At 45.6% G+C, this 20,290-nt stretch carries 19 protein-coding genes, 10 tRNA genes, 1 rRNA gene and 1 pseudogene; 7 read left to right on the top strand and 24 right to left on the bottom strand.

The window, feature by feature from the left end; genetic code table 11:
• The first annotated feature begins 84 nt into the window (after window positions 1–84).
• Window positions 85–2,070, top strand: a complete 1,986-nt coding sequence (locus tag AC58QC_RS20360) for a hypothetical protein (RefSeq protein ID WP_497416903.1) — start codon at window positions 85–87, stop codon at window positions 2,068–2,070.
• A 255-nt stretch (window positions 2,071–2,325) separates the two neighbouring features.
• Here AC58QC_RS20360 and rpmF read toward each other — a convergent pair whose 3' ends face one another.
• The 3 genes and pseudogenes from rpmF to AC58QC_RS20345 all read right to left on the bottom strand — a co-directional run bounded on the left by rpmF (window position 2,326) and on the right by AC58QC_RS20345 (window position 4,113).
• Complete coding sequence (gene rpmF, locus AC58QC_RS20355; protein WP_047680282.1) at window positions 2,326–2,502, bottom strand: 50S ribosomal protein L32; 177 nt, start codon at window positions 2,500–2,502, stop codon at window positions 2,326–2,328.
• A gap of 108 nt (window positions 2,503–2,610) precedes the next feature.
• Window positions 2,611–3,240, bottom strand: coding sequence for a hypothetical protein (locus AC58QC_RS20350; protein ID WP_497416902.1), 630 nt, complete (start codon window positions 3,238–3,240; stop codon window positions 2,611–2,613).
• Between the two features lie 139 nt (window positions 3,241–3,379).
• Window positions 3,380–4,113, bottom strand: a pseudogene (locus AC58QC_RS20345) (class I SAM-dependent methyltransferase).
• Between the two features lie 146 nt (window positions 4,114–4,259).
• Here AC58QC_RS20345 and AC58QC_RS20340 point away from each other — a divergent pair.
• The 4 genes from AC58QC_RS20340 (at window position 4,260) to AC58QC_RS20325 (ending at window position 8,760) form a co-directional block, all read left to right on the top strand.
• Window positions 4,260–4,955 carry a response regulator transcription factor gene (locus AC58QC_RS20340; protein ID WP_497416901.1) on the top strand — a complete coding sequence of 232 codons (696 nt, stop codon included), beginning with the start codon at window positions 4,260–4,262 and terminating at the stop codon, window positions 4,953–4,955.
• The gene (locus tag AC58QC_RS20335) at window positions 4,948–5,961 is read left to right on the top strand and encodes a sensor histidine kinase (protein ID WP_497416900.1); all 1,014 of its coding nucleotides are present in this window, start codon (window positions 4,948–4,950) and stop codon (window positions 5,959–5,961) included. The genes AC58QC_RS20340 and AC58QC_RS20335 overlap by 8 nt, the downstream gene beginning before the upstream one ends.
• Window positions 5,962–6,062: 101 nt before the next feature.
• Entirely contained in the window at window positions 6,063–6,824 is a 762-nt protein-coding gene (locus AC58QC_RS20330; RefSeq protein ID WP_497416899.1) for an ABC transporter ATP-binding protein, read from the top strand.
• Complete coding sequence (locus tag AC58QC_RS20325) at window positions 6,814–8,760, top strand: FtsX-like permease family protein (RefSeq protein WP_497416898.1); 1,947 nt, start codon at window positions 6,814–6,816, stop codon at window positions 8,758–8,760. The genes AC58QC_RS20330 and AC58QC_RS20325 overlap by 11 nt, the downstream gene beginning before the upstream one ends.
• A gap of 81 nt (window positions 8,761–8,841) precedes the next feature.
• Here AC58QC_RS20325 and AC58QC_RS20320 read toward each other — a convergent pair whose 3' ends face one another.
• The 8 genes from AC58QC_RS20320 to AC58QC_RS20285 form a co-directional block, all read right to left on the bottom strand.
• Window positions 8,842–9,663, bottom strand: coding sequence for a squalene/phytoene synthase family protein (locus tag AC58QC_RS20320; protein WP_497416897.1), 822 nt, complete (start codon window positions 9,661–9,663; stop codon window positions 8,842–8,844).
• 290 nt (window positions 9,664–9,953) lie between these two features.
• Window positions 9,954–10,577 (bottom strand): hypothetical protein, encoded by a 624-nt coding sequence (locus AC58QC_RS20315; RefSeq protein WP_497417068.1) that lies wholly within the window; start codon window positions 10,575–10,577, stop codon window positions 9,954–9,956.
• A 105-nt stretch (window positions 10,578–10,682) separates the two neighbouring features.
• Window positions 10,683–12,470 (bottom strand): hypothetical protein, encoded by a 1,788-nt coding sequence (locus tag AC58QC_RS20310; protein ID WP_497416896.1) that lies wholly within the window; start codon window positions 12,468–12,470, stop codon window positions 10,683–10,685.
• A gap of 334 nt (window positions 12,471–12,804) precedes the next feature.
• Window positions 12,805–13,236, bottom strand: coding sequence for a hypothetical protein (locus AC58QC_RS20305; RefSeq protein WP_497416895.1), 432 nt, complete (start codon window positions 13,234–13,236; stop codon window positions 12,805–12,807).
• 60 nt (window positions 13,237–13,296) lie between these two features.
• A complete protein-coding gene (locus AC58QC_RS20300; RefSeq protein ID WP_497416894.1) occupies window positions 13,297–13,506 on the bottom strand; it encodes a hypothetical protein in 210 nt (69 codons plus the stop codon).
• Between the two features lie 21 nt (window positions 13,507–13,527).
• Entirely contained in the window at window positions 13,528–14,565 is a 1,038-nt protein-coding gene (locus AC58QC_RS20295; RefSeq protein WP_497416893.1) for a S66 peptidase family protein, read from the bottom strand.
• On the bottom strand, window positions 14,562–15,158 hold the full coding sequence (locus AC58QC_RS20290; RefSeq protein WP_497416892.1) for a TetR/AcrR family transcriptional regulator: 597 nt from the start codon (window positions 15,156–15,158) through the stop codon (window positions 14,562–14,564). Before AC58QC_RS20290 ends, AC58QC_RS20295 begins: the two co-directional genes overlap by 4 nt.
• Window position 15,159: 1 nt before the next feature.
• On the bottom strand, window positions 15,160–15,903 hold the full coding sequence (locus tag AC58QC_RS20285; protein WP_497416891.1) for an SDR family oxidoreductase: 744 nt from the start codon (window positions 15,901–15,903) through the stop codon (window positions 15,160–15,162).
• A gap of 262 nt (window positions 15,904–16,165) precedes the next feature.
• Here AC58QC_RS20285 and AC58QC_RS20280 point away from each other — a divergent pair, with 262 nt between their 5' ends.
• The gene (locus AC58QC_RS20280) at window positions 16,166–16,597 is read left to right on the top strand and encodes a putative periplasmic lipoprotein (RefSeq protein WP_497416890.1); all 432 of its coding nucleotides are present in this window, start codon (window positions 16,166–16,168) and stop codon (window positions 16,595–16,597) included.
• A 70-nt stretch (window positions 16,598–16,667) separates the two neighbouring features.
• Here the strand turns inward: AC58QC_RS20280 and AC58QC_RS20275 are convergent, their stop codons facing one another.
• The gene (locus AC58QC_RS20275) at window positions 16,668–17,633 is read right to left on the bottom strand and encodes an MBL fold metallo-hydrolase (protein ID WP_497416889.1); all 966 of its coding nucleotides are present in this window, start codon (window positions 17,631–17,633) and stop codon (window positions 16,668–16,670) included.
• A gap of 364 nt (window positions 17,634–17,997) precedes the next feature.
• A complete protein-coding gene (locus AC58QC_RS20270; protein WP_497416888.1) occupies window positions 17,998–18,297 on the bottom strand; it encodes a hypothetical protein in 300 nt (99 codons plus the stop codon).
• A gap of 347 nt (window positions 18,298–18,644) precedes the next feature.
• Here AC58QC_RS20270 and AC58QC_RS20265 point away from each other — a divergent pair, with 347 nt between their 5' ends.
• Complete coding sequence (locus AC58QC_RS20265; protein WP_497416887.1) at window positions 18,645–19,049, top strand: S-Ena type endospore appendage; 405 nt, start codon at window positions 18,645–18,647, stop codon at window positions 19,047–19,049.
• Between the two features lie 202 nt (window positions 19,050–19,251).
• On the opposite strand, the gene AC58QC_RS20260 is transcribed toward AC58QC_RS20265, so the two are convergent.
• From AC58QC_RS20260 to rrf, 11 genes are all read right to left on the bottom strand, one after another.
• Window positions 19,252–19,322 (bottom strand) — tRNA-Gly (locus tag AC58QC_RS20260).
• 20 nt (window positions 19,323–19,342) lie between these two features.
• Window positions 19,343–19,419, bottom strand: a tRNA-Arg gene (locus tag AC58QC_RS20255).
• Window positions 19,420–19,436: 17 nt separating this feature from the next.
• Window positions 19,437–19,522 (bottom strand) — tRNA-Leu (locus tag AC58QC_RS20250).
• 10 nt (window positions 19,523–19,532) lie between these two features.
• Window positions 19,533–19,603: transfer RNA gene (locus AC58QC_RS20245), tRNA-Cys, on the bottom strand.
• A 27-nt stretch (window positions 19,604–19,630) separates the two neighbouring features.
• A tRNA-Asp gene (locus tag AC58QC_RS20240) sits at window positions 19,631–19,707 on the bottom strand.
• A gap of 27 nt (window positions 19,708–19,734) precedes the next feature.
• Window positions 19,735–19,810 (bottom strand) — tRNA-Thr (locus tag AC58QC_RS20235).
• A gap of 12 nt (window positions 19,811–19,822) precedes the next feature.
• Window positions 19,823–19,898: transfer RNA gene (locus AC58QC_RS20230), tRNA-Val, on the bottom strand.
• Between the two features lie 14 nt (window positions 19,899–19,912).
• Window positions 19,913–19,987 (bottom strand) — tRNA-Glu (locus tag AC58QC_RS20225).
• A 10-nt stretch (window positions 19,988–19,997) separates the two neighbouring features.
• Window positions 19,998–20,073: transfer RNA gene (locus tag AC58QC_RS20220), tRNA-Asn, on the bottom strand.
• 4 nt (window positions 20,074–20,077) lie between these two features.
• A tRNA-Ala gene (locus tag AC58QC_RS20215) sits at window positions 20,078–20,153 on the bottom strand.
• A gap of 30 nt (window positions 20,154–20,183) precedes the next feature.
• Window positions 20,184–20,290: ribosomal RNA gene (gene rrf / locus AC58QC_RS20210) — 5S ribosomal RNA — on the bottom strand; the annotation flags it as partial.

The following is a 20,290-nucleotide window of genomic DNA, read 5'->3' as shown; positions in this document are numbered from 1 at the left end:
CACCTATTTGAGAAACTTTTGCTCACACTTTACGTCTAATATTTGAAATATTTACCACAATTGGTGACGGGAAGTGGTTAAGAAATGAAATGGCGAGCAAGTTGGATGGTAACTTTGTTAGTGGTAACACTAGCCGGACTTTTAGGTAAACCTGCAGGAACCTCCGCGGATTTCATGGCTCAGGGGCCCTATCCCCCTGATGGTTTACGTATTCCTGGATCGATAGAACTGCTGTCGGATACAGCTTACTATCCTGCAGTAGATACACCTGCCGATCAGCCCGAGGGATGGTTTTCTCCACAAAACGTCAACGTCATCGAGACGAATGGCGCTTGGTCCATTGGTGCAGCTATCTGGAAAATTGAGACGATGTTCGGCCCTCGTTGGGTTCGTCCAAACCCATGGGAGATTGATATCGCGCCACCCGATCACATTTTGCTATCCTCTGACACACCGCTTTATAGCAAAATAAGCGAACGAGGCGGTTCGGTAGCAGTCCTTGCACCTCAAGAAGTGAAGGTTGTCAGTGCGGAGAAGCAATGGTTCTACACGAACGATCCGTCCAATAAAGCATGGATTCAGATTCATACTACATGGATGGGTGACTTGTGGGCGCACATCCCGGTGAAGCAGATCGGCACCGTTCAAGACGTCAGCAAGCCCGTCTATTATCAAGGTATCTACGGCAGTAAGGAGCTGTTGCCCCTTTTACAATCAGCGCAGACTTCGATGGAATCCGCATCTGCTGGGGAAACACGAATCATCCAAGAGTATACAACGATTTATGACCGTTACTTCTTCGTTGAAACCGAGGTGGGTCCTCTGTGGACTTCGCAAGCAGGTGTGTCCATCGTCCCTTCCGATGAAACGCTAAACTTGACAACTGAGCTTCCGCTATTCAATGGCCCAGCGAACAAAGAAATAACTGTCCTCTCTGGCGAGAAGGTCACAGCCTTCGAAAAAATCACCCAGCCGTTATGGTACGGCAGAGGTCCGTATGATGTTTGGCATTTCTCTACTTGGTACCATGTACAAACAACAAAAGGAACAGGATGGATCAACCTCTTATACGGGGAGCCTGCGGACGCGGTAAACGTTCATTGGAAGGTGTCCATTCGCGGTGACCGTGAGTTAATGCGTTATCCTGATGTGCACAATACGTCTTCTGTCCTTTTGCTGCGGAATCAGGAGGTGGAGGTATCCGCGGTATGGAGCCTTCCAAATGGAGCCACATGGCTCAAGGCGAGTGCAGATGGACATACGGGGTGGATCCCTTTACAACCATGGAATCAAGACCGATTCTGGGACCTGGATACGGGTACTGAGCTACAGATTGAAACCCAATATCCACAGCAAGTTATTCTTAAGCTTGATAGCCAAAGCAATCTGAAGTGGAACGAGGATGTTGACGCAGGCTTTGTAAAAGAAGGCGTGGATGTTCTGAAGCTGAAGGTTCTAGCTGAGCAACTGGGATACAAGCAATCGGATGTGGAAGATGCGAAAGGGGCCGTTCGCTATACGAAAGGCGACTATGCCTTCGTACTACACAAAGGGGAACAGCGTGCTGAGATCTACTGGAAAGATATTTTAACCAAATCTGTTGCCCTTAGCAGCATCCCCCAGCAACAAGAAGGTGAGTGGTACTTGGAACAGCCCGATGCGAAGCAATTATTCGGTCTTTCCCCCATTCCTTGGTATGAGGGGCACGCCTATTATGAAGGAGCCTACAAGGTCGAGCTCGGAAAGCTCCCTGACAAATTAGCAGGAACAACGGCTAAACTGGATGCTTTCCTTTACGATACACAGGTACAATGGACACAGAAAAATCTCAAAGACGCCATACAACCACGGCTATCTCTGGAAGAAAAGAATGAGCTTGACGGGAAGGATGCTGTCTCATCGATCGCGGTTGCCCCCGCCAGTAAGACGGTTACCGCTGACACGGTCACGCCATTGTACCAATTAAGTACTTCAAGAACCCTTACTTCTGGCCCTCACGACTTGAACATCGTTCTTCGTGTAGGTGAGCGAATCGTGTGGATGCAGCCTTGGCATGTGGTGATGGAGTAGTTGATTTACGGGAAATGAACGGAAAAGAAGAAGCCCTGGGTGGGGCTTCTTTCTTTGTGGCCTCATATGTATGTAAAGGTAAATTTAGGAGGTAATATAACTGGCTTGAAAATTAACGGTATCTTAATCGAGGATTTGCTGAAGAAATTTACTAACAACGATTAAATAGAGATTTAATCAACGGCCTTCCCTACAGATAACAAAAAAAATGACACTTCTATTAGAAGTGTCATTTTCATTGCAAGATTCATATGATTATTGAGCTTGTACGATCTCTCTACCCTTATATGAACCGCAGTTTTTGCAAACATGATGCGCTTTTTTAAGTTCAGCACATTGTTCACACTTCACCATTCCTGGCACAGCCAGTTTAAAGTGAGTACGGCGCTTATCGCGACGTGTTTTGGACGTTCTCCGTTGAGGAACTGCCATAGTCAAAACACCTCCAGTTACTTTTCTAAACAACAAGAGATATCATAGCGTTCTGGAAGCCGTTTGTCAATGCTGGAACCTATCGTTCTCTTAATCCATGCAGCATAGTTATGATTTTCTTCTCATCCTGAACACTAGCAACCCTACTCCAGTACCTATAATTAACGCCACCACAATGAATTCACGGAGATGATGATTAACCAAACGATGATAGACAGCTTCGAGATAAGCCAGTATATTCGTATACGCCATCTTATCCATGGTTTCTTGCAAGCTCACTATCTTCGTTGGCTTTACACCTTGTCCCATCTTAGCGAGTTCCGAAGTCGCAACTGAGAGCTTCTTTGTTAATGAACAAGAACTTGTTTGCAGCATATTCTCCTTATAATCATAGTCATAGGCAAAAACGAGATAAGATTCACCGACTTTGAAATTATATCCGCATGAAGCTTCACCCAAGGTATTGAGTACAATGACCTCTGTTTGAGAAATCCCTTTCCAAGATTCCTCTATATTGAAATGAACGGCGATTTTATAATCGAGAATACCATTGATATCTAGAACCTTTGGTTTGATTTCAAGAACCTTACCCGAAAATACTGCCTTAGCTTGTTCTACAGCCTTGATGGGATCCGGTTGAATCACGCAGCTACAAGCATAACTTTTACTATGCAGGATGAGACTCATGCAAATAAACATTAGTACAAACAAAAGAGTCGCTCTCACATATTTTTTCACAAACCACTTCCTTCCATGTCCTATTCATAAGACGTTAATTTCCAACTAATGTTTCATATCTTTGCTAAATAGAAAAAAAACCTCCCACCCCGAAGGGCAGCAGGACTCACTGTAAGATGCTTATGTACGTCTCTATTCACTAATCCTTAACAGCTGAAATCAATAAAAATATGGGACGCCGTGTTTCATCTTTCATTTCGGGATATTGAGTCAAGGCTTCTTGTGTTGGTTGCGTTCGGCAACTTGCGTAATACGGAATCCAGCCTCCATTAATGCATTCATATAGGTAGCGATCGTCCGATGATATTTAACGACATCATGATCAAGAAATCTCGCTAACCGCATTCCTTCCTTCTGGTAGTCATCGACAGGCCAGTGCATTCGCTCGCCTTCCAGACCATAGTGCCAGTCTTGCGCAGCGCGTGCGGTAAAGACCGGATGTTCAACAGAGAGTACGAAAGTCCCCCCAACAGCCAAACTATGATGCACCTTCTGGCAAACAACATCAAATTGCTCAATGTAGTGAAGGGCCAATGAGCTAATCACAACGTCAAATTCACTCGCTGCGAAGTCGATGTCTTCAATCGCCAGTCTTTGATACGTAATCGCGGAATCGTTATTATTCGCTCTGGCATACGCCAGCATTTTCTCCGAGAGATCAACACCAACTACAGACTCAGCGCCTTGCTCGCGAGCATACTTGCAATGCCAGCCATAGCCGCATCCAAGCTCGAGAACGCGTTTACCTTGAAGCGCAGGCAGCATCGTACGTAGTACGGGCCATTCCCCAGCGGCATTGAGGCCACCAATAGAACGTGGCATCTCGCTATATTTTTCATAAAATCCAAGATCATCATATTTGTTCTGTTTCATCGCATCCATGACTCCTCATTTGAATTTATGTTATGATTTGCTAAAATGGTCGAACGAGAGGGATCACCTGATGATACTCACTCATAACCAGTTTACCTTATAATGAAGCTTAGCTTCAAAGAATGACCAGAAGTGGGTGTTTTCCCTTGTTTAAGATCTTACTTATTGAAGATGATGCAACCCTGTTTGCAGAGATCAAAGAACGCCTGGCTCAATGGTCCTACGAGGTCCATGGCATTGCTGATTTTAATAAAGTGGTTGAGACATTTATTGCGCTGAAGCCTGATCTCGTCATTATTGATATTCAACTCCCCAAATTCGATGGGTTTCATTGGTGTCGCATGATTCGGACGCATTCCAACGTGCCAATCGTATTCCTCTCTTCGCGCGACCATCCTACGGACATGGTTATGTCTATGCAGCTTGGAGCGGATGACTTCATCCAAAAGCCTTTTCATTTTGACGTGCTGATCGCGAAAATCCATGCCATTCTCCGCCGCGTGTATAACTACAATACGGAACAAATGAAATTGAAAACGTGGTCCGGTGCTACGATTGATTTTGAAAAGAATGTAGTCAGTAATCCCGCAGGATCCATTGAGTTAACCAAGAATGAAATCTATATATTGAAGCTCCTCATCGAGCATAAAAACACGATTGTCAGTCGAGAGGCCATGATTAACAGCTTATGGAATGACCAGCGTTTTGTCAGCGATAATACCTTGACTGTTAACGTGAATCGGCTCAGAAAAAAGCTGGACGAGCTGGATTTAGGGCGTTTTATCGAGACAAGGGTCGGGCAAGGCTATATCGCAACGGAAGAGACCCCTCATTATGATTAAGGCATATCTCAGAGAGCGAATAAGCTGGATCCTCATGTTCCTCTTCGGTCAAGCCCTCCTGCTGCTAATTGCCTATCTCGACCACTCGATTCCATTCCAATCCGTTCTGTATATTGTTTTCTTATCCACGATGCTGTTCGTGGTCTTCTTGATCATTCGCTATCACAAAGAAACGGCTTTTATCAAGCGGCTAATTGACTGGGAAACCAGTCTAGATGTATCCGGTGTCGCTGATGCGGCTAGTCCTTTTGAGAAAGTCATGGAAGCAGCCTTGGTCAATCAAACCGAGCAGCTCCACCAGACGGCCTCGCGGCAGCAAATCGCTTTGGAACAGGAGAAAGACGAGCTGCTGTCTTGGATTCATGAAGTGAAGACGCCTCTTACCGCCATGCATTTGATGATTGGCCGTCTAGGGAACGATCCGATGAAAGCGACATTAACCTTTGAATGGCTGCGTATACATCATCTTCTGGACCAGCAGCTTCACCAACTGCGGCTCCCCTCGATTGAAAATGATCTCTACATTGAGAAGGTAGACATCGAAGATCTCCTCTACATGGAGATTAAGTCGCTGCAATCTTGGTGCATTCAAAAAGGCATGGGGTTTGACGTCCAGTTAGACGCCACAGAGACGGTCCTCAGTGACGCCAAATGGCTCGCTTTTATCCTGCGGCAGATCTTGACGAACGCCGTGAAATATAGCGCAAGCTGCTCGTCCGATATCATCGTGAGGAGCTTTCTGGATCAGGAACACGTTGTCCTAGAAATCCAGGACTTTGGACGCGGCATCGACGCGAAAGATTTGCCTCGCATCTTCGATAAGGGCTTCACCTCAACGACCTGGCATCAGGACAGCGCCGCGACAGGCATGGGCTTATATCTGGCCCGCAAAGCAGCTGACACTTTGCACATCCAGATCACTGCGCAGTCCGAGGTTGGCGTAGGAAGCACGTTCACCCTCTCCTTCCCACAGCCGAATGAACTCGTACGGATAACAAGCATGTGACAATAATGTCACATGCTTGTCTACTTTGTTCGTCCAATCGAAGGATAAATGCGATCCAGCTTTTTATAATAAAGCTATCGTGTAAAGGAGTGTGATGGTTCATGTCTATCTTACAAGCCGTTAAAATTCATAAAAGCTTCGGCAATAAAAATAACAAACAGGAGGTACTTCGAGGCCTCGACATCTCTATCGAAAAAGGGGAATTCGTTAGCATCATGGGCCCTTCCGGTTCTGGGAAAACGACGCTGCTCAACGTGCTTTCCTCCATCGATAAGGTGAGTCATGGATCCATTCAGATTAACAAGACAGAAACGACGAGCATGAAGGAAAAGCAATTGGCTGAGTTTCGGAAGAATCATTTAGGGTTTATTTTTCAGGATTATAATTTGCTGGATACGTTAACCGTGAAAGAAAATATCCTGCTTCCACTATCGATTACGAAGATGTCCAAGCAAGAAGCCAATCAGAGGTTTCATGACTTAGCGACAGAGCTTGGCATCTATGAGTTGAAGGATAAGTATCCGAATGAAGTATCCGGTGGGCAGAAACAACGAACGTCCGCTGCTCGGGCATTCATTCATGATCCTGATATTATTTTCGCCGATGAACCAACGGGTGCACTCGATTCCAAATCTGCATCAGATTTGCTTAATAAACTCAGTGAAATGAATGTAAGTCGCCAAGCGAGCATTGTGATGGTCACGCATGACCCGGTTGCCGCTAGCTACAGCAGCAGAGTGATCTTCATTAAGGACGGGCAGATTTACTCCCAAATCTATAAAGGGCAAGAGACGAGACAAGCCTTCTTTCAAGACATTATGAAGACCCAGGGCGTCCTTGGCGGTGTGCAATATGAGTATTAATCAGCTCATCCTCCAAAACCTGAAGGCCAATATCAAGCATTACTACTTGTATGTGTTCGCATTAATGTTTAGCGTTGCGCTCTATTTCGCTTTTGTCACGCTGCAGTATGACCCTGCGCTTGATGCAGCCAAGGGGACTATTAAAGGAGCCGCTGCGCTGAAGTCTGCATCGATCCTGCTTATCGCCATTGTTGCTATCTTCAACTTATATGCCAATAACATCTTCGTCAAAAGACGCAGTAAAGAAATCGGTCTTCTGCAGCTCATCGGCATGACGAAGGGGAAAATCTTTCGCATCCTTAGTACCGAGAATTGCATCCTTTACTTCGGATCGTTAGTCGTTGGGACGTTTATCGGATTCTCCGTGTCTAAGCTGATCCTGATGGTTTTATTTCAAATCACAGGGGTCAAGGCTACTGCCACTCTACACTTTTCGCCACAGGCGTTCATCCAAACACTTGTTGTCTTTGGCGTCATCTATGTGTTTATTATGATGGTCAACTTTATGTTTATTAAAAGACAGACCATACTTTCGCTATTTCGCGCCTCAACTTCGACGGAAGCCAAAGTGAAAAAGATGTCCACCTTGGAAATCATCATGGGACTCGTTGGGCTTTCCTTCATCTTGATCGGCTACTATGTATCCTCAAGGCTGTTTACCGGAAATTTCACGACAACGACGGAATTGTTTGGCGGTATGATCTTGATTCTGGGATCTGTTATTATTGGTACTTATCTGTTCTATAAAGGATCCGTCCGTCTGATTCTAAATATCGCTAGAACGAAGAAAAATGGCTTCCTGAACGTTCGCGAAGTCCTATCGCTAGCCTCCATCATGTATCGGATGAAATCCAATGCTTTGCTTTTGACCGTGATTACGACCGTATCCGCACTAGCTATCGGATTGCTCTCGTTAAGCTATATCTCCTATTACTCTGCTGAGAAAACGGCCAAAATGAACGTGCCCGCTCACTTTGCGATTACGAATGTACAAGACGCAGACCGGTTCAAGACCGCTTTAGACGCAAGTGGCATTAAACATCGTGAAACAACGATTGACGTTATTCAGACAGACGTCGATCTCAGTCAAGCGATGGAATCGGATATAAGCTCCCTTTTAATGAGTTCAGGCGTCAAACCCATGGCTGTTATTAGCGACAAAGTTGCGCAATCGATTGATTTGACGGCAGACCAAACGCTTCTTACCGGAGTGAATGACGCGATGCTCAAATTCTTTCATTTTAAAAATAACGGCCTTATCCAACTGCATGGGCTGCACTCCGTCATTCCGCAGACGAATATAGGCGCCCAGCAAAGCTCTTATATTTCATGGTATTTTTCAAGGAGCAATCTGCCCGCAGTCATCGTAGACGATTCCGTCTTCCAGCGATTGAAGCAAGATATCAATCCGGATATTCAAATGAAGTCATCCCTCTATATCGGCGTTGATATCGCAGATGAGAAACAACTGGAGGAGGCTAATGAGATTTTCCATTCGTTAGATTTTGATGAAACTCATGCCAATGATTCTCATCTGACTACGGCCAATGATCTGAAAAATAGAATGGGATTAATGATGTTCATCGTTGGATTCTTAGGCTTAACTTTCCTCATCACATCTGGCTGCATTCTTTATTTCAAGCAAATGGATGAGAGCGAGGATGAGAAGTCATCGTATACCATTCTACGAAAACTCGGTTTTACCCAAAGCGATCTAACAAAGGGGATTCAGGTTAAACAGTTTTTTAATTTCGGTATCCCCTTAATTGTCGGGTTGATTCACAGTTACTTCGCAATCCAGTCAGGGTGGTTCTTCTTCGGAACAGCGCTGTGGACTCCGATGATGATCGTTATGGTGTTGTACACGGTACTCTACTCGGTGTTCGGCGTGCTGTCTGTGCAGCATTATCGGAAGGTGATTAAAATGGCGTTGTGAGGCTCTATCGAGACGCAAAACAAAGAAGCCTGCACAAACCGCTGCAGGCCTCCCTTCAATTTCCCTATGTAAATCTTATACTTACGTTACTTTACTCACAATTTTCATAACCGCATCTCGGGTCAATTTGTTGCCGCCAGCAGCTAGCAGATTTACCGTAGCATGCGCTAGGGCTAATGGGACCTTGCAAAACTTCAACGCTGGACCCTGCTTCAGATCTGCGATATAGCTATCTGCCAGTTGCAAATTGCGACGCGTGTATTGCTGCATTTCCTTGAATCCCCAACCATCCGGGAAAAAGTTCACGCCGCGCTTCGCATCCTCCAATTTATTGCGGAGAATATTCACCGCCTGCAGTCCTCTTCCGAAGGCAATAGCTTTATCACGATCAGATTGCGTGCCATCATGCCACAACCACAGCTCGGACAGCATCTCGCCAACCATGCCAGCTACGCTATACGTATAGCGGTCCAAATCCTCTTCCGTATGAATGTTCCAACCATTTTGGACCCATTCGGACATTTCCAATGACATTTTAGCAATATACTGCTCAATGATTGGCATTGCAGAGGGTGGACAGAGAGCCAGCCATTCATCCAGTCGCATCGAGACTTCCGGCAAAACCTCCCGATGAGGTGCTAACAAACTCTGTATCGAGCCCATAATATCGGAGGATTGGAAAGCTTCATACACCCCAGATAAAAGCTCTATTTTCAACGGGTCAGCGAGTTCCTCATGATCCTCGATTTCATCGATGGCCCGCATACATAAATAGGCAGATGTTACAGCCTCTTTTAATCCGAAGTCCAAATTGCTGATCGGTATATAAAAGGTTCGGCTCGTTTGTTTCAACATCGTCATTGCATCATTCAGGGTATCGGTATTAATGGTAATTACCTCCAAGTATTAACTTACCTTTTCGTCTAGTAATAATGTAATCTCATGATAACATACTTTATGAAAGTTAATCCAAATCAAACAACCAATAGTTGTCCAAACTGCGCTTCATTACACAAAAGTGTCAAACTTTCAGATCATCATTCGTCATTTGCGACTTACTTCCCATGGAGTAAATAATTACACCCTTTTCTGGATATTATGTCCAAATTACAAAGAAATAAAATAATTCACTCAAATTCATCCTCGCTTTTCACAAAAAAAGCCACCGATTATATCCTATCGGCAGCCTGCTTTTACTTATTATCGCTCGTACGAGCATCTAAGATATAGTCGATCCGATCCTCACAAGACGAAACGAAATCGGGCACAGCGTCCTCCGACATGCCACATACAGATAGCCAATACCCTTCAACGGGAAGCTGTGCGTCAGAGATTTCTTGGATCTGATCCTTGTCTATGCGGTATTTCTGCGTATCCTTCATAGCGTAAGTAATACGAGCGCCACTCACATGGACCCGCATTTGGCGTATCGGATCGTCGTTGTTAGGTTTAATTACCCTCAAATCCATTTCATCCAATCGCTCAAAAAAATACCTTGCTGCAACCGAACGATCATATTGCAACCATGGGCCATCTAGCTTGTGCCGCTTGACAATCGCTTTACTAGATGCAAGGTCATAATCAACATAATAATAAATAAAATCATCCTTACTACGTCCTACTACTTCGTACGATAGCTTCCGAGCTTCCCCCTGCTGATTATATAACAGATGAAAATCTTCCAGCTTCGCTTGTGCATCTATCTCCAGCTTGGATGCAATTTCTTGCCAGTGCTCGGCGTAGTCATGCACATTCCATTGTGAAATATTTACCGGAATTCCGCGCGTTCTCTCGGTAACCAGGGTTTCAACGATCATATATATCAAGAAAGTACATCCACCCATAATGATGATGCCTAACATCGTACGATAAAGTCGCTTAAACAGTGACGATCCCCCCCTCGCCTATTGTTCCACGATTGGCTACTCCATTCTGGCGCGGTACAATCCATCTTTTCCCCGAACAGGCTCAGCATTTTTCTCTCCATTTGGTGCCTGCCAAGCCATCCATTTATTACGTGAAAGATCATATTTAACATACCTATCATCCTGCCTTGCAAATAAATCCGTCCCGCTAGCAAAGGTAAAGCTGCCTTCTGGCGGGTTAGCGATCACTTTGGCAGTTTGGCCTGGTTGCCACAATGTCCATCGGGAGGCTTGCAGCTGAAATTCTCCTTTTTCATATTGCTGCAGGTAGACGCCTTGTTTCGTGACGAGCCGAGCAATCCCTTTCGCAGTAAACATTGCCCCTGAATTGCTCACAAAATCCGTGTAGGGAACGCCATCTTGTATACGTGTCCAATACGTTCCATCCGGCGTTGGGGTAATAGCCATATCCAATTCGGAGTATTTGGCTACCTGAACGCTTGTCGTGTAAGCTTGCGTTATTTGGGGCATGGGATCTCCTGACGAGTAGGTGAGCCGTTCCAATTGACTCGTTCCATGCCGGTTCTCATAGGCTAGAAGGTGAAGCAATCCTCTCGTTGTATCATACGAAGCATAATTGATATTATGATCTTCTTGGGGATCAGCCTTATGGAGAATACGCTTCTCACGTTTCTCGATATCATAGGCATAAACGCCATAGTAGGACCCATAAATGAGCGTTCTCGCATCCATCCATTGGATGGGTTGCTGATCTGGCTCTATCGTGGAATAGAACACATCCTCAATGACAACAGGGGTCTTCCCTTTTTGCTCCAAAATAAAAGCGTAGCTGGTTCCGTCCCCATCTCCCATGGACCCGCCAAGGCGAACAATCCCGACATAGCTTTGTTTATCCTCAGATAAAACCAACTGATCATAGAATTGATCCCTCGCGCCTCCCCCAGCCAGCTCACCTGATTCGACATAGCGCCATACATGCCTCGGCATTTGTTGAACCCAGACTCCCTGGAGACCACCACCCAAGCGATTGCCGCTTACATCCACCAAGTTATCCATTCGCAGATACTGTTCTCTCATTCCATGCTCTCCGGCCCCCATATTGTCCAGTTGGACCAAGAGGTGTTTGGCATCTAACCATTTGGCTGCTAAAGGCACACCCTCTATCGTCGTAGGCAGGTCATTTCGCATCTCATTAGAGAAGACTAATTCTACCGAGCTTTCCCCTTCGGGGATACGCAGTCGTGGTCCATATTCCTGTGCCATTACCAAAAGGTGAGGAACATCGCGACCTGCGCCTGGGCTGAATGTAAAACTCACCGGTTCTTTTCGTATGAACGTCATGGCAGGCAGATCCCCAACGCGTAGGTCGAACGATGAACTCGCATGATGAAATTGAATCCTCACCTGGTAGATCGGATTGTCACTTACTTCAACTTCCCAATCCACATCGCCGTCAACCCTAATCTGGTTTGTTAGCAACCGTCGTTCTTCTTCGCTCATGTTCGCAAAAGTCGCATTCACACTGACATCCTCTAGATGATACACAACTTGGAAAGGTTCCTGGGGGACATCCGTAGCCTTCCATTGCTGGAATACCCTCCCCTCAGAACTATTTCGTTCACCGAAAATAAGGCTTTGCAGCTTGCTGCGGATTGAAGGTTCGACAGCTGCGACGGGCTCAGCCGTCATCATCGCCGATGCTGCTGGAGAGCTTGTTGGTGGTGATACGGCTGGAGATACGGCAGAACCCTGGCTACTATCTTCGCACGCGTTCAACAACAGCATGACAGATATAAGAAATCCAAAACCTACTATTCTGACCATCGTATGCACCAATCCTTATTCGATTTTAATAATATTTCCCATATGAATTAGACGTATGGAACTGACAGAAAGTTGCCGCCGGGAACGCTACTTGGGAACGGGATGCAAAAAAGACCGGAGGAGTAAGCCTCCAGTCTTTTGGTGTAAACCCATTCGATCGATTATACTAACGGACCTGACAGCCTCTATTACTAAGAAATCAGTCAAATCCGCTTTCTAACGGACACAAGGAGCGTTATTTGCTTATTGGCGTGCTTACATGTCATTCACATGTACTTTTAAAAATAAATACCGGCTGTATCGTCCGTTACAATTTGGTATCCCTGCTATTTCGTCAAATAACGGCTCGTGTGTCCATCGATTGAAAAAGCTCACTAATTTGCTTCGCTAATTCCTCAGAATGCAGATAATAATTCCCCGCAATGCTGCTAGGACTAAATACGAGCTTTTTTTCCTTACCTTCAAATAGTACAACGGAGTATAAAAAACCTACCCTACCTTCTTGATTCGGGTCTGGTGTAAGCTTCATATGACGTACTTTACCAATCCAATCCTGAACCAATCGTTTATCATTAATGATCTTAAGTTCTCCTGTCGAGCCACTCCTAATTTCAATATGATCCACATTCGAAATGTCGCCTGGGTAAAATTCTTCTAATTGTTTTACGGTAAGCTTAGGTTTTTCTGCCGCTTCCCCCTTGCCACACCCTACACATGCCCAAAAGATGACCACGGTCAACGTTAAAAGAAACCACTTTTTACACATTGGCGCCCTCCCTATCTGTTCCATCCCGCACGTTGGAGTATCCCCGTGACAAAGTCACTCTCACTCGGTGATTGGCTTCAAATCACTGAACTTTAGCAAGACCTCTCTACTGGTATCGAGGTAGATCACCCTAATATCTAATTCCTCTTCGTTAAGCTCGAAAGAAAGAATCATACATTTTCTACCTCGATTTTTGGTTTTTCTTGGGTTGTCTGGAGCCACCATGTAAGAGCCTCCAAGACTTAAACTTACTGTTTCATTCATGTTCATCTGCTACCTCTCATGCTGTTGTTATTCAAAAGGACTCTCTAACAAAATAACCTCATTCGTTTTCGGATTCAATTCCACTCGCCCACCGAGGGGCAGAATCAATTTCGGATCGGTATGCCCAAAGTCAAAATCAACAACAATCGGCACATGACCCGCCCCAAACTCTTTTGCAATAATATTCACCAGGATCCCTCTAAGCTCTAAATTCTCAGCTGCGCTATAATCCTTCGCCCTACCTAATATGACGCCTTTAATACGTGAAAAGATGCCCTGCATCCCATAATTCCGCAGCATATAGCCCACTTGCATGGGCAAGGGTTTATCTTCCGATGTTTCGAAAAACAAGATCTTATCCTGCCAGAAATCATCCTTCGGCCAGTAGATCGTCGATTTCATAAACTCTAAAACCTCGATACATCCACCCCACAAATACCCTTGCTCAATCGAATCCCCCTGTATAAAAGTCCACCCGTTCTCATTCTCGATAAACGGCTGACATTCGCCCAATGTTTCTAGATTTCTCCAGTCTTTGTAGCCATTCGTCCATGTTTGATACGGCGCATAGCGATACGGGAAATGCTCTTCAACCAATATTGCGTTGAGATGCTCGGGATAGGCCTCCGGCAGATTTCTCAACTGTGCAAATCCCGCCATAACAGATGGCCCATAGAACGTTACCATTCCCAAGTTATTTAAGTACGTTAAGAATGTCGTCGCGTCCGAAAAGCCCATGATGAATTTAGGATGATTAATAATAACTTCCATATTTAAAAAAGGGAGTATCCTCACTGATTCATAGCCACCGATAGAGGTAATGATTCCTGCTATATCTTCATTTTCAAAACAATGATTAATATCCTGAGCACGCAGGTGTGGATGCTTATACAGCTCATCTGGAGACATCCTTGCCGATGGCATTTCAACAACTTCCCAGCCAAAGACCTCTTGCAGATGCTTCAAGCCAAGCTCATAAATATCTGGGAACAAATAAGGCAATCCACTTGATGGTGAAATGATGGCAATCTTGGATCCAGGCTTTAATCTTTTGGGTTTGATCATATGATCCCTCCAAGCAACAACTGCCAGACATTTTCAAAATCCTCATCCACCCTGCTCCCCACTCCCCACTCCCCAGCATGCGATGGATGATGGAAACGTGAGGTAGCTAAGAAAATGGCTCTAGCAAGCGATTCCGAGTCACCTTGCTTCAACTCTTTGCTCGCCATCCCCTGCTCAAGGATCTGTACTAGCTGCTTTATTAAGCGATACACATGAGTGCTAATCATTTCAACTTCAATGAGCGTTACATTGGCATACATCGTAAACATTTCCGTATCCTCGGCGGCGAATTTCCGCTTGGTTTGAATCAATGTCTCTAGCCACATTCGCAAACGCTCGACCGCACTGCCGCTAGTCTCATCACTCGCAATAGCCTCCAAAGGAATCGCGACACTCGTATGCAACCACCGCGAAGTCACAGCCTCCCGCAGCGCAGCTTTGCTTTCAAAATGCCGATACAACGTCCCATGACTCACTTGCAGCACCTTGGCAATGTCCACAACGGACGTCTTGTCCGGACCATACCTTCGAAGTACTTGCTCGGCTGCATCCAAAATCTCATCTCTCGATAATGGCAACTCATTCTTCGTCATATTATACAAACCCGCCATTCACCCGAAGTGTTTGTCCCGTTACCCACTGTGATTCTTCACTTGCCAGAAACAGTACAACACGCGAAATATCCTTCGCTTCACCCAAACGCCCGAACGAATTCATGTTAGCAATCGCTTTGATTTGTTCCTCAGATTTCCCTACTGTGAACAACTCCGTATTCACCGGTCCAGGTGCAACGGCATTAATCGTAATGCCCTTAGGCCCTAACTCTTTGGCAAGCTGACGCGTGAACTGCTCAACGGCCCCCTTCGTGCCAGCATATGAGCTGTATCCAGGGAACATTTGCCCATTAACCGAAGTAGAGAAATTGATGATTCGCCCGTTCTCCTTCATATGCAGCGCCGCTTTCTGAATCGCAAAGAACGTCCCTTTCACATTAATATTAAACTGCCTATCGAAATCTTCCTCGGTAATGGAGAGTATCGGTTTCGTAATCATGATCCCTGCATTATTGACCAAAATATCAACCTGCCTATACGCCTCCAGCGTCTTCTGGAACAAAAACTCAACCTGCGCCACTTCACTGATATCCGCTTGAATCGCGATAGCTTCCCCGCCTGATTGTTTAATGCCGTTAACGACTTCCTCCGCTTTACCTGGACTGCTAGCGTAGTTCACAACAACCTTAGCCCCGTGAAGAGCTAGCTCTTCCGCGATTTTCTGACCTATTCCTCTGGATGCACCCGTCACAAGCGCTACTTTACCTGTCAATTTACGTTCCATCTCTTAATCCCGCCTTTTCAATGAAATGAAGTATCCAGCCGTCTTTCCCACCTAACATATTAAATTTATTATAAATGTCCGAATGACAGATATCAAATGACATTTTTACGATTTTGTCATTCGTAATTATTTCAAAACAATATATAGCACCCCCGCGAGCCCCCTACAAAATCCCAAATCATCCCCCATGCAACTTAAATGAAAAACTCGCCGTCAGTCATGTTATACAGAATCTTTTGGATAAGGTGGTCTACGTCTACGGATGACAATAATGCGTAATGCTTTACTTGGAGCACTAAGCACTACATTACTCCTTACAGGATGCTCGAATACTGAGGTAGTACCGTCAGAAAGCTCAACGAAACCAGCACTTTATTCTCCAAAGGTAAAAATCGCAGAAGTCATGCAAGGCACTGCCACGGTAGACAACGGGGACAAGGCAACGAAGGTGACCTATACGTTCACAAATCAGAGTAATGAAACGATCACCGTCATCGGCGGAGCAAAGTATACGCTATTGAAGGATCATACGGTAATCGAAAAAGGCTCCGTTGCGATCAAAGACTATTTGGACCTGGAGCCGGGGCAATCCTATACGGATTCGAAGACTTTTACGAATTTACCTACAGGGGATTATCTCATCGAAGTCGTGTGGAACAAAACGAAGGTGTCTGCTACATTTAATAGGAGCTAGCCCCCTAACGCATAGAGATGCTTGCCTTCCAGGACTCCCATCCTCGAAATCAAGCACCTCAATTTACTGCCTATTCCCCCGTTCGCTCCGCCACCAAGGTTTCACCATGCTTTAACAAGCGCAGCTTGCTTCGGTCAAGCCCCCTCCGCTGCCAATCCGCCAGCAACCGATCCAGTGCCTCCTTCGGCGTATCATCGGCGAGCCGAAATGCCCCATAGTGCATCGGAATGAACTGCTTGGCGCCGACATCGAGGAACGCCTGCACCGCTTCCTCAGGGGTCACGTGCTGCATCCCCATAAACCACTCCGGCTCGTAGGCGCCAATCGGCATCAACGCGTAGTGAATGCTCGGATATCTCGCACCGATCTCTCTGAACCCATCGAAATACCCGCTATCGCCTGCGAAGTATATCGTATGAGGATCCTGCTCTCCCACTGGCAGAGACGCCGCTGTTCGCTGCATCACCCAGCCGCCCCAATGCGATGTATTCGTATCGGTTAGCGTACGCCTTGTCCAATGCTGCGCGGGAACAAAGTGAAACTCCAGCTTGCCAATGGTTTGACTCCCCCACCATGGCAATTCATAAACAGTGCTGAACCCCAACTTCCGCAGCTTGGAGCCAAGTCCTTCTGGCACAAGTACGTAGGGCGTACCTCTCAGCTTTTTCAACGAACCCACATGCAAGTGATCATAATGCGCATGGGATAGCAGAATAACATCTACTGGCGGCAGCTCTTCTATAGAAAGACCAGGTGCTTCAAGCCTCTGGGTGAAACCCATCCGAGTAGCCCATACCGGGTCGGTTACAATCGTCAATCCAGCGACTTGCAGCAAAAAGGTTGCATGCCCGATCCAGGTAATCGTAACTTCACCCTGATTATTCTTCAGCAGCTTCTGCTGCTTATGTTCGGATTGGCCAATTCGGAAGCTCAGATCTTTGACTTTACCCTTGCGCTCCTTTTGCCAGCGACGTACTTCTTTCCAAGTTTTCGTCGTTGCCTTTGGATCCATATTGCTGTACCGCTGCCGCGCCATACACTCGTCCCCATTCATCTTCTAACTTTATATATGTGCTATAACTGATCTTCAGTTCATGCAAACTCCTTTGAGATACAGGGAGAGACTTTCGATATTCATGCGAATATGTCGGTTATCACCTTCCATGATACCGAACGGTATCTTTTTGGTCAAAGGAGAGATTACAAGGATGCCTTTCTCGCCTCATTTATCCATAGCATATTGGGTCGAACCCTCTACGTGTTCTCTTCCCAGCCTATACAATAAAAAAAAGAGCCCCCAAAGGAGACCACTGCAAAAAACCTACTTTTAATGTAACAGCGAACAGCATTTGAGTCCATTTTACCCATGGTCTCTTTTATACTGTCTACCTTAAGTAAGATTAGGACGCTGCGTTTACTACAAGAGACATTTTAATTGTTCCAGCAGAAGTACCAGCAGCAGTGTTATTTACTATTACATCGATGTTATCGAATGGAATCAGTTCGGTGAAACCATACGTATGACCACTAGTGACATTATTTAAAGTTATTGTTCCAACTGTAGTAACTCCTTGCTGAAATCTAAGTGTTATAGAAGTAGTAGCAGATAGTCCTGGAGGTGTAAGACTTGCTGAAATCACCAAAACGCCAGATGCTGTAACTAGTCCACCGGAGGATTGATACACTTCATCAAAAGTCACGGCTGACGGACCCACCCCTAGATTAAAAGATCCAACCGGACTAAAATCTAAACAATACTGCAGGTTACTATGCTTAATCGATGCACAAGACGCACAGGACATATTCCCATCTCCTAAACTATTTTATTTTTTTTAAATCTTTCATTAACATTATATAGAAAATAGTACCTGTTAGATTGGACGAGAAAGATAGCAATACCCATGTGAAATAACCATCTTTTATTAATTGGTTGAATATCATGAACAAGAATAACCCTGATCGCCTTTTTTCAATTATCAGGGTTGGTATCTAGTACAACCTCTTTTTTTCCATAATATTATAATGTGGGTAGAAAAGGAGTGAGCGTATGCACTGCGAGCTAATCAAAGAAAATAAGTGTGCGAAGAAAAGAAAAAAGCATCATCGTCGAAGAAGAAAGCACCTCATTCACATAAAACGGTCGTTTGTAAAAGACTGCTTAGAGCTCAAATGGAAACTGCGAGACTCGGCGCCAGTAACTATCTACCAGTCTCCTAACAAAACTGTGACTGCGTCAGGCGTTATCGAATTCAGTTTAGGAACGGGTATCAGTAAGATCATCGTTAGATTCATAAATGGAGCTGTTGAAATCGCTCATTTGGCTGTCAATGTGAATCAAAGCCTTGCCTTCACCATCGCCGACTTTGACAAAATCACACTTGAAGGCAATGGAGTCTCTGCACAAGATAATGCAGCAGGTGCTTTAGCCCTCCTACCACGATACAAACTATAATACAAAAAGACAGCCAATATAAGACCGCTGCAAAAGTCCATTTTTTCAGAACAAAAAAAATATTAAAAAAAAAGAGCCTCTAGAATCGCTTCTAAGGCTCGTTTCGCGTTTAGGGAGACCTATATTTTACCCCCTAAATTCTTTTCTTTTTCCAAAAACACTACTTTTGCAGCGTTCTCCCAAAGGTGGTCTTTTTCATGTAAGCGGGCGGCGGGAATCGAACCCGCGCGATCAGCTTGGAAGGCTGAAGTTCTACCATTAAACTACGCCCGCGTAGTTTGTTTAAGCATTGATGGCGCGCCCTGAGAGATTCGAACTCCCGACCTTTTGATTCGTAGTCAAATACTCTATCCAGCTGAGCTAAGGGCGCATCTATGTTGTTAAAAATGCCGAAGACCAGACTTGAACTGGTACGGTAGTCACCTACCGCAGGATTTTAAGTCCTGTGCGTCTGCCGATTCCGCCACTCCGGCTTGTATATAAAGGCGCTACCCAGATTCGAACTGGGGGTAAAGCTTTTGCAGAGCTCTGCCTTACCACTTGGCTATAGCGCCGAATATTCTGTTTCTCTACCAATAAAATGGCGGAGCTGACGGGATTCGAACCCGCGGTCTCCTGCGTGACAGGCAGGCATGTTAGGCCACTACACCACAGCTCCATGCTACAAAAAGGTTTACCATAAAAATGGTGCCGTCGAGAGGACTTGAACCCCCAACCTACTGATTACAAGTCAGTTGCTCTACCAGTTGAGCTACAACGGCATATGAAGTTAATGGTGGAGGCTGACGGGATCGAACCGCCGACCCTCTGCTTGTAAGGCAGATGCTCTCCCAGCTGAGCTAAGCCTCCATGGGATGTGTAAATGGTGACCCGTAGGGGACTCGAACCCCTGTTACCTCCGTGAAAGGGAGGTGTCTTAACCACTTGACCAACGGGCCTAGAAAAGAGTGGCTCCCCGAACAGGACTCGAACCTGTGACAACTCGATTAACAGTCGAGTGCTCTACCAACTGAGCTATCAGGGAACAATGGTGGAGCCAAGCGGGATCGAACCGCTGACCTCCTGCTTGCAAGGCAGGCGCTCTCCCAGCTGAGCTATGGCCCCAGACAAAAAAAATACCCACAAGGGGTAACTGCTTGGCAACGTTCTACTCTCCCAGAACCCTGCGGTTCAAGTACCATCGACGCTGGAGGGCTTAACGGTCGTGTTCGAGATGGGAACGCGTGGGTCCCCTCCGCCAT

It is taken from the genome of Paenibacillus sp. J22P51, assembly GCF_059692215.1.
The sequence above is the reverse complement of the archived record's forward strand: the minus strand, read 5'-3'. Positions and strand labels throughout refer to the sequence as shown.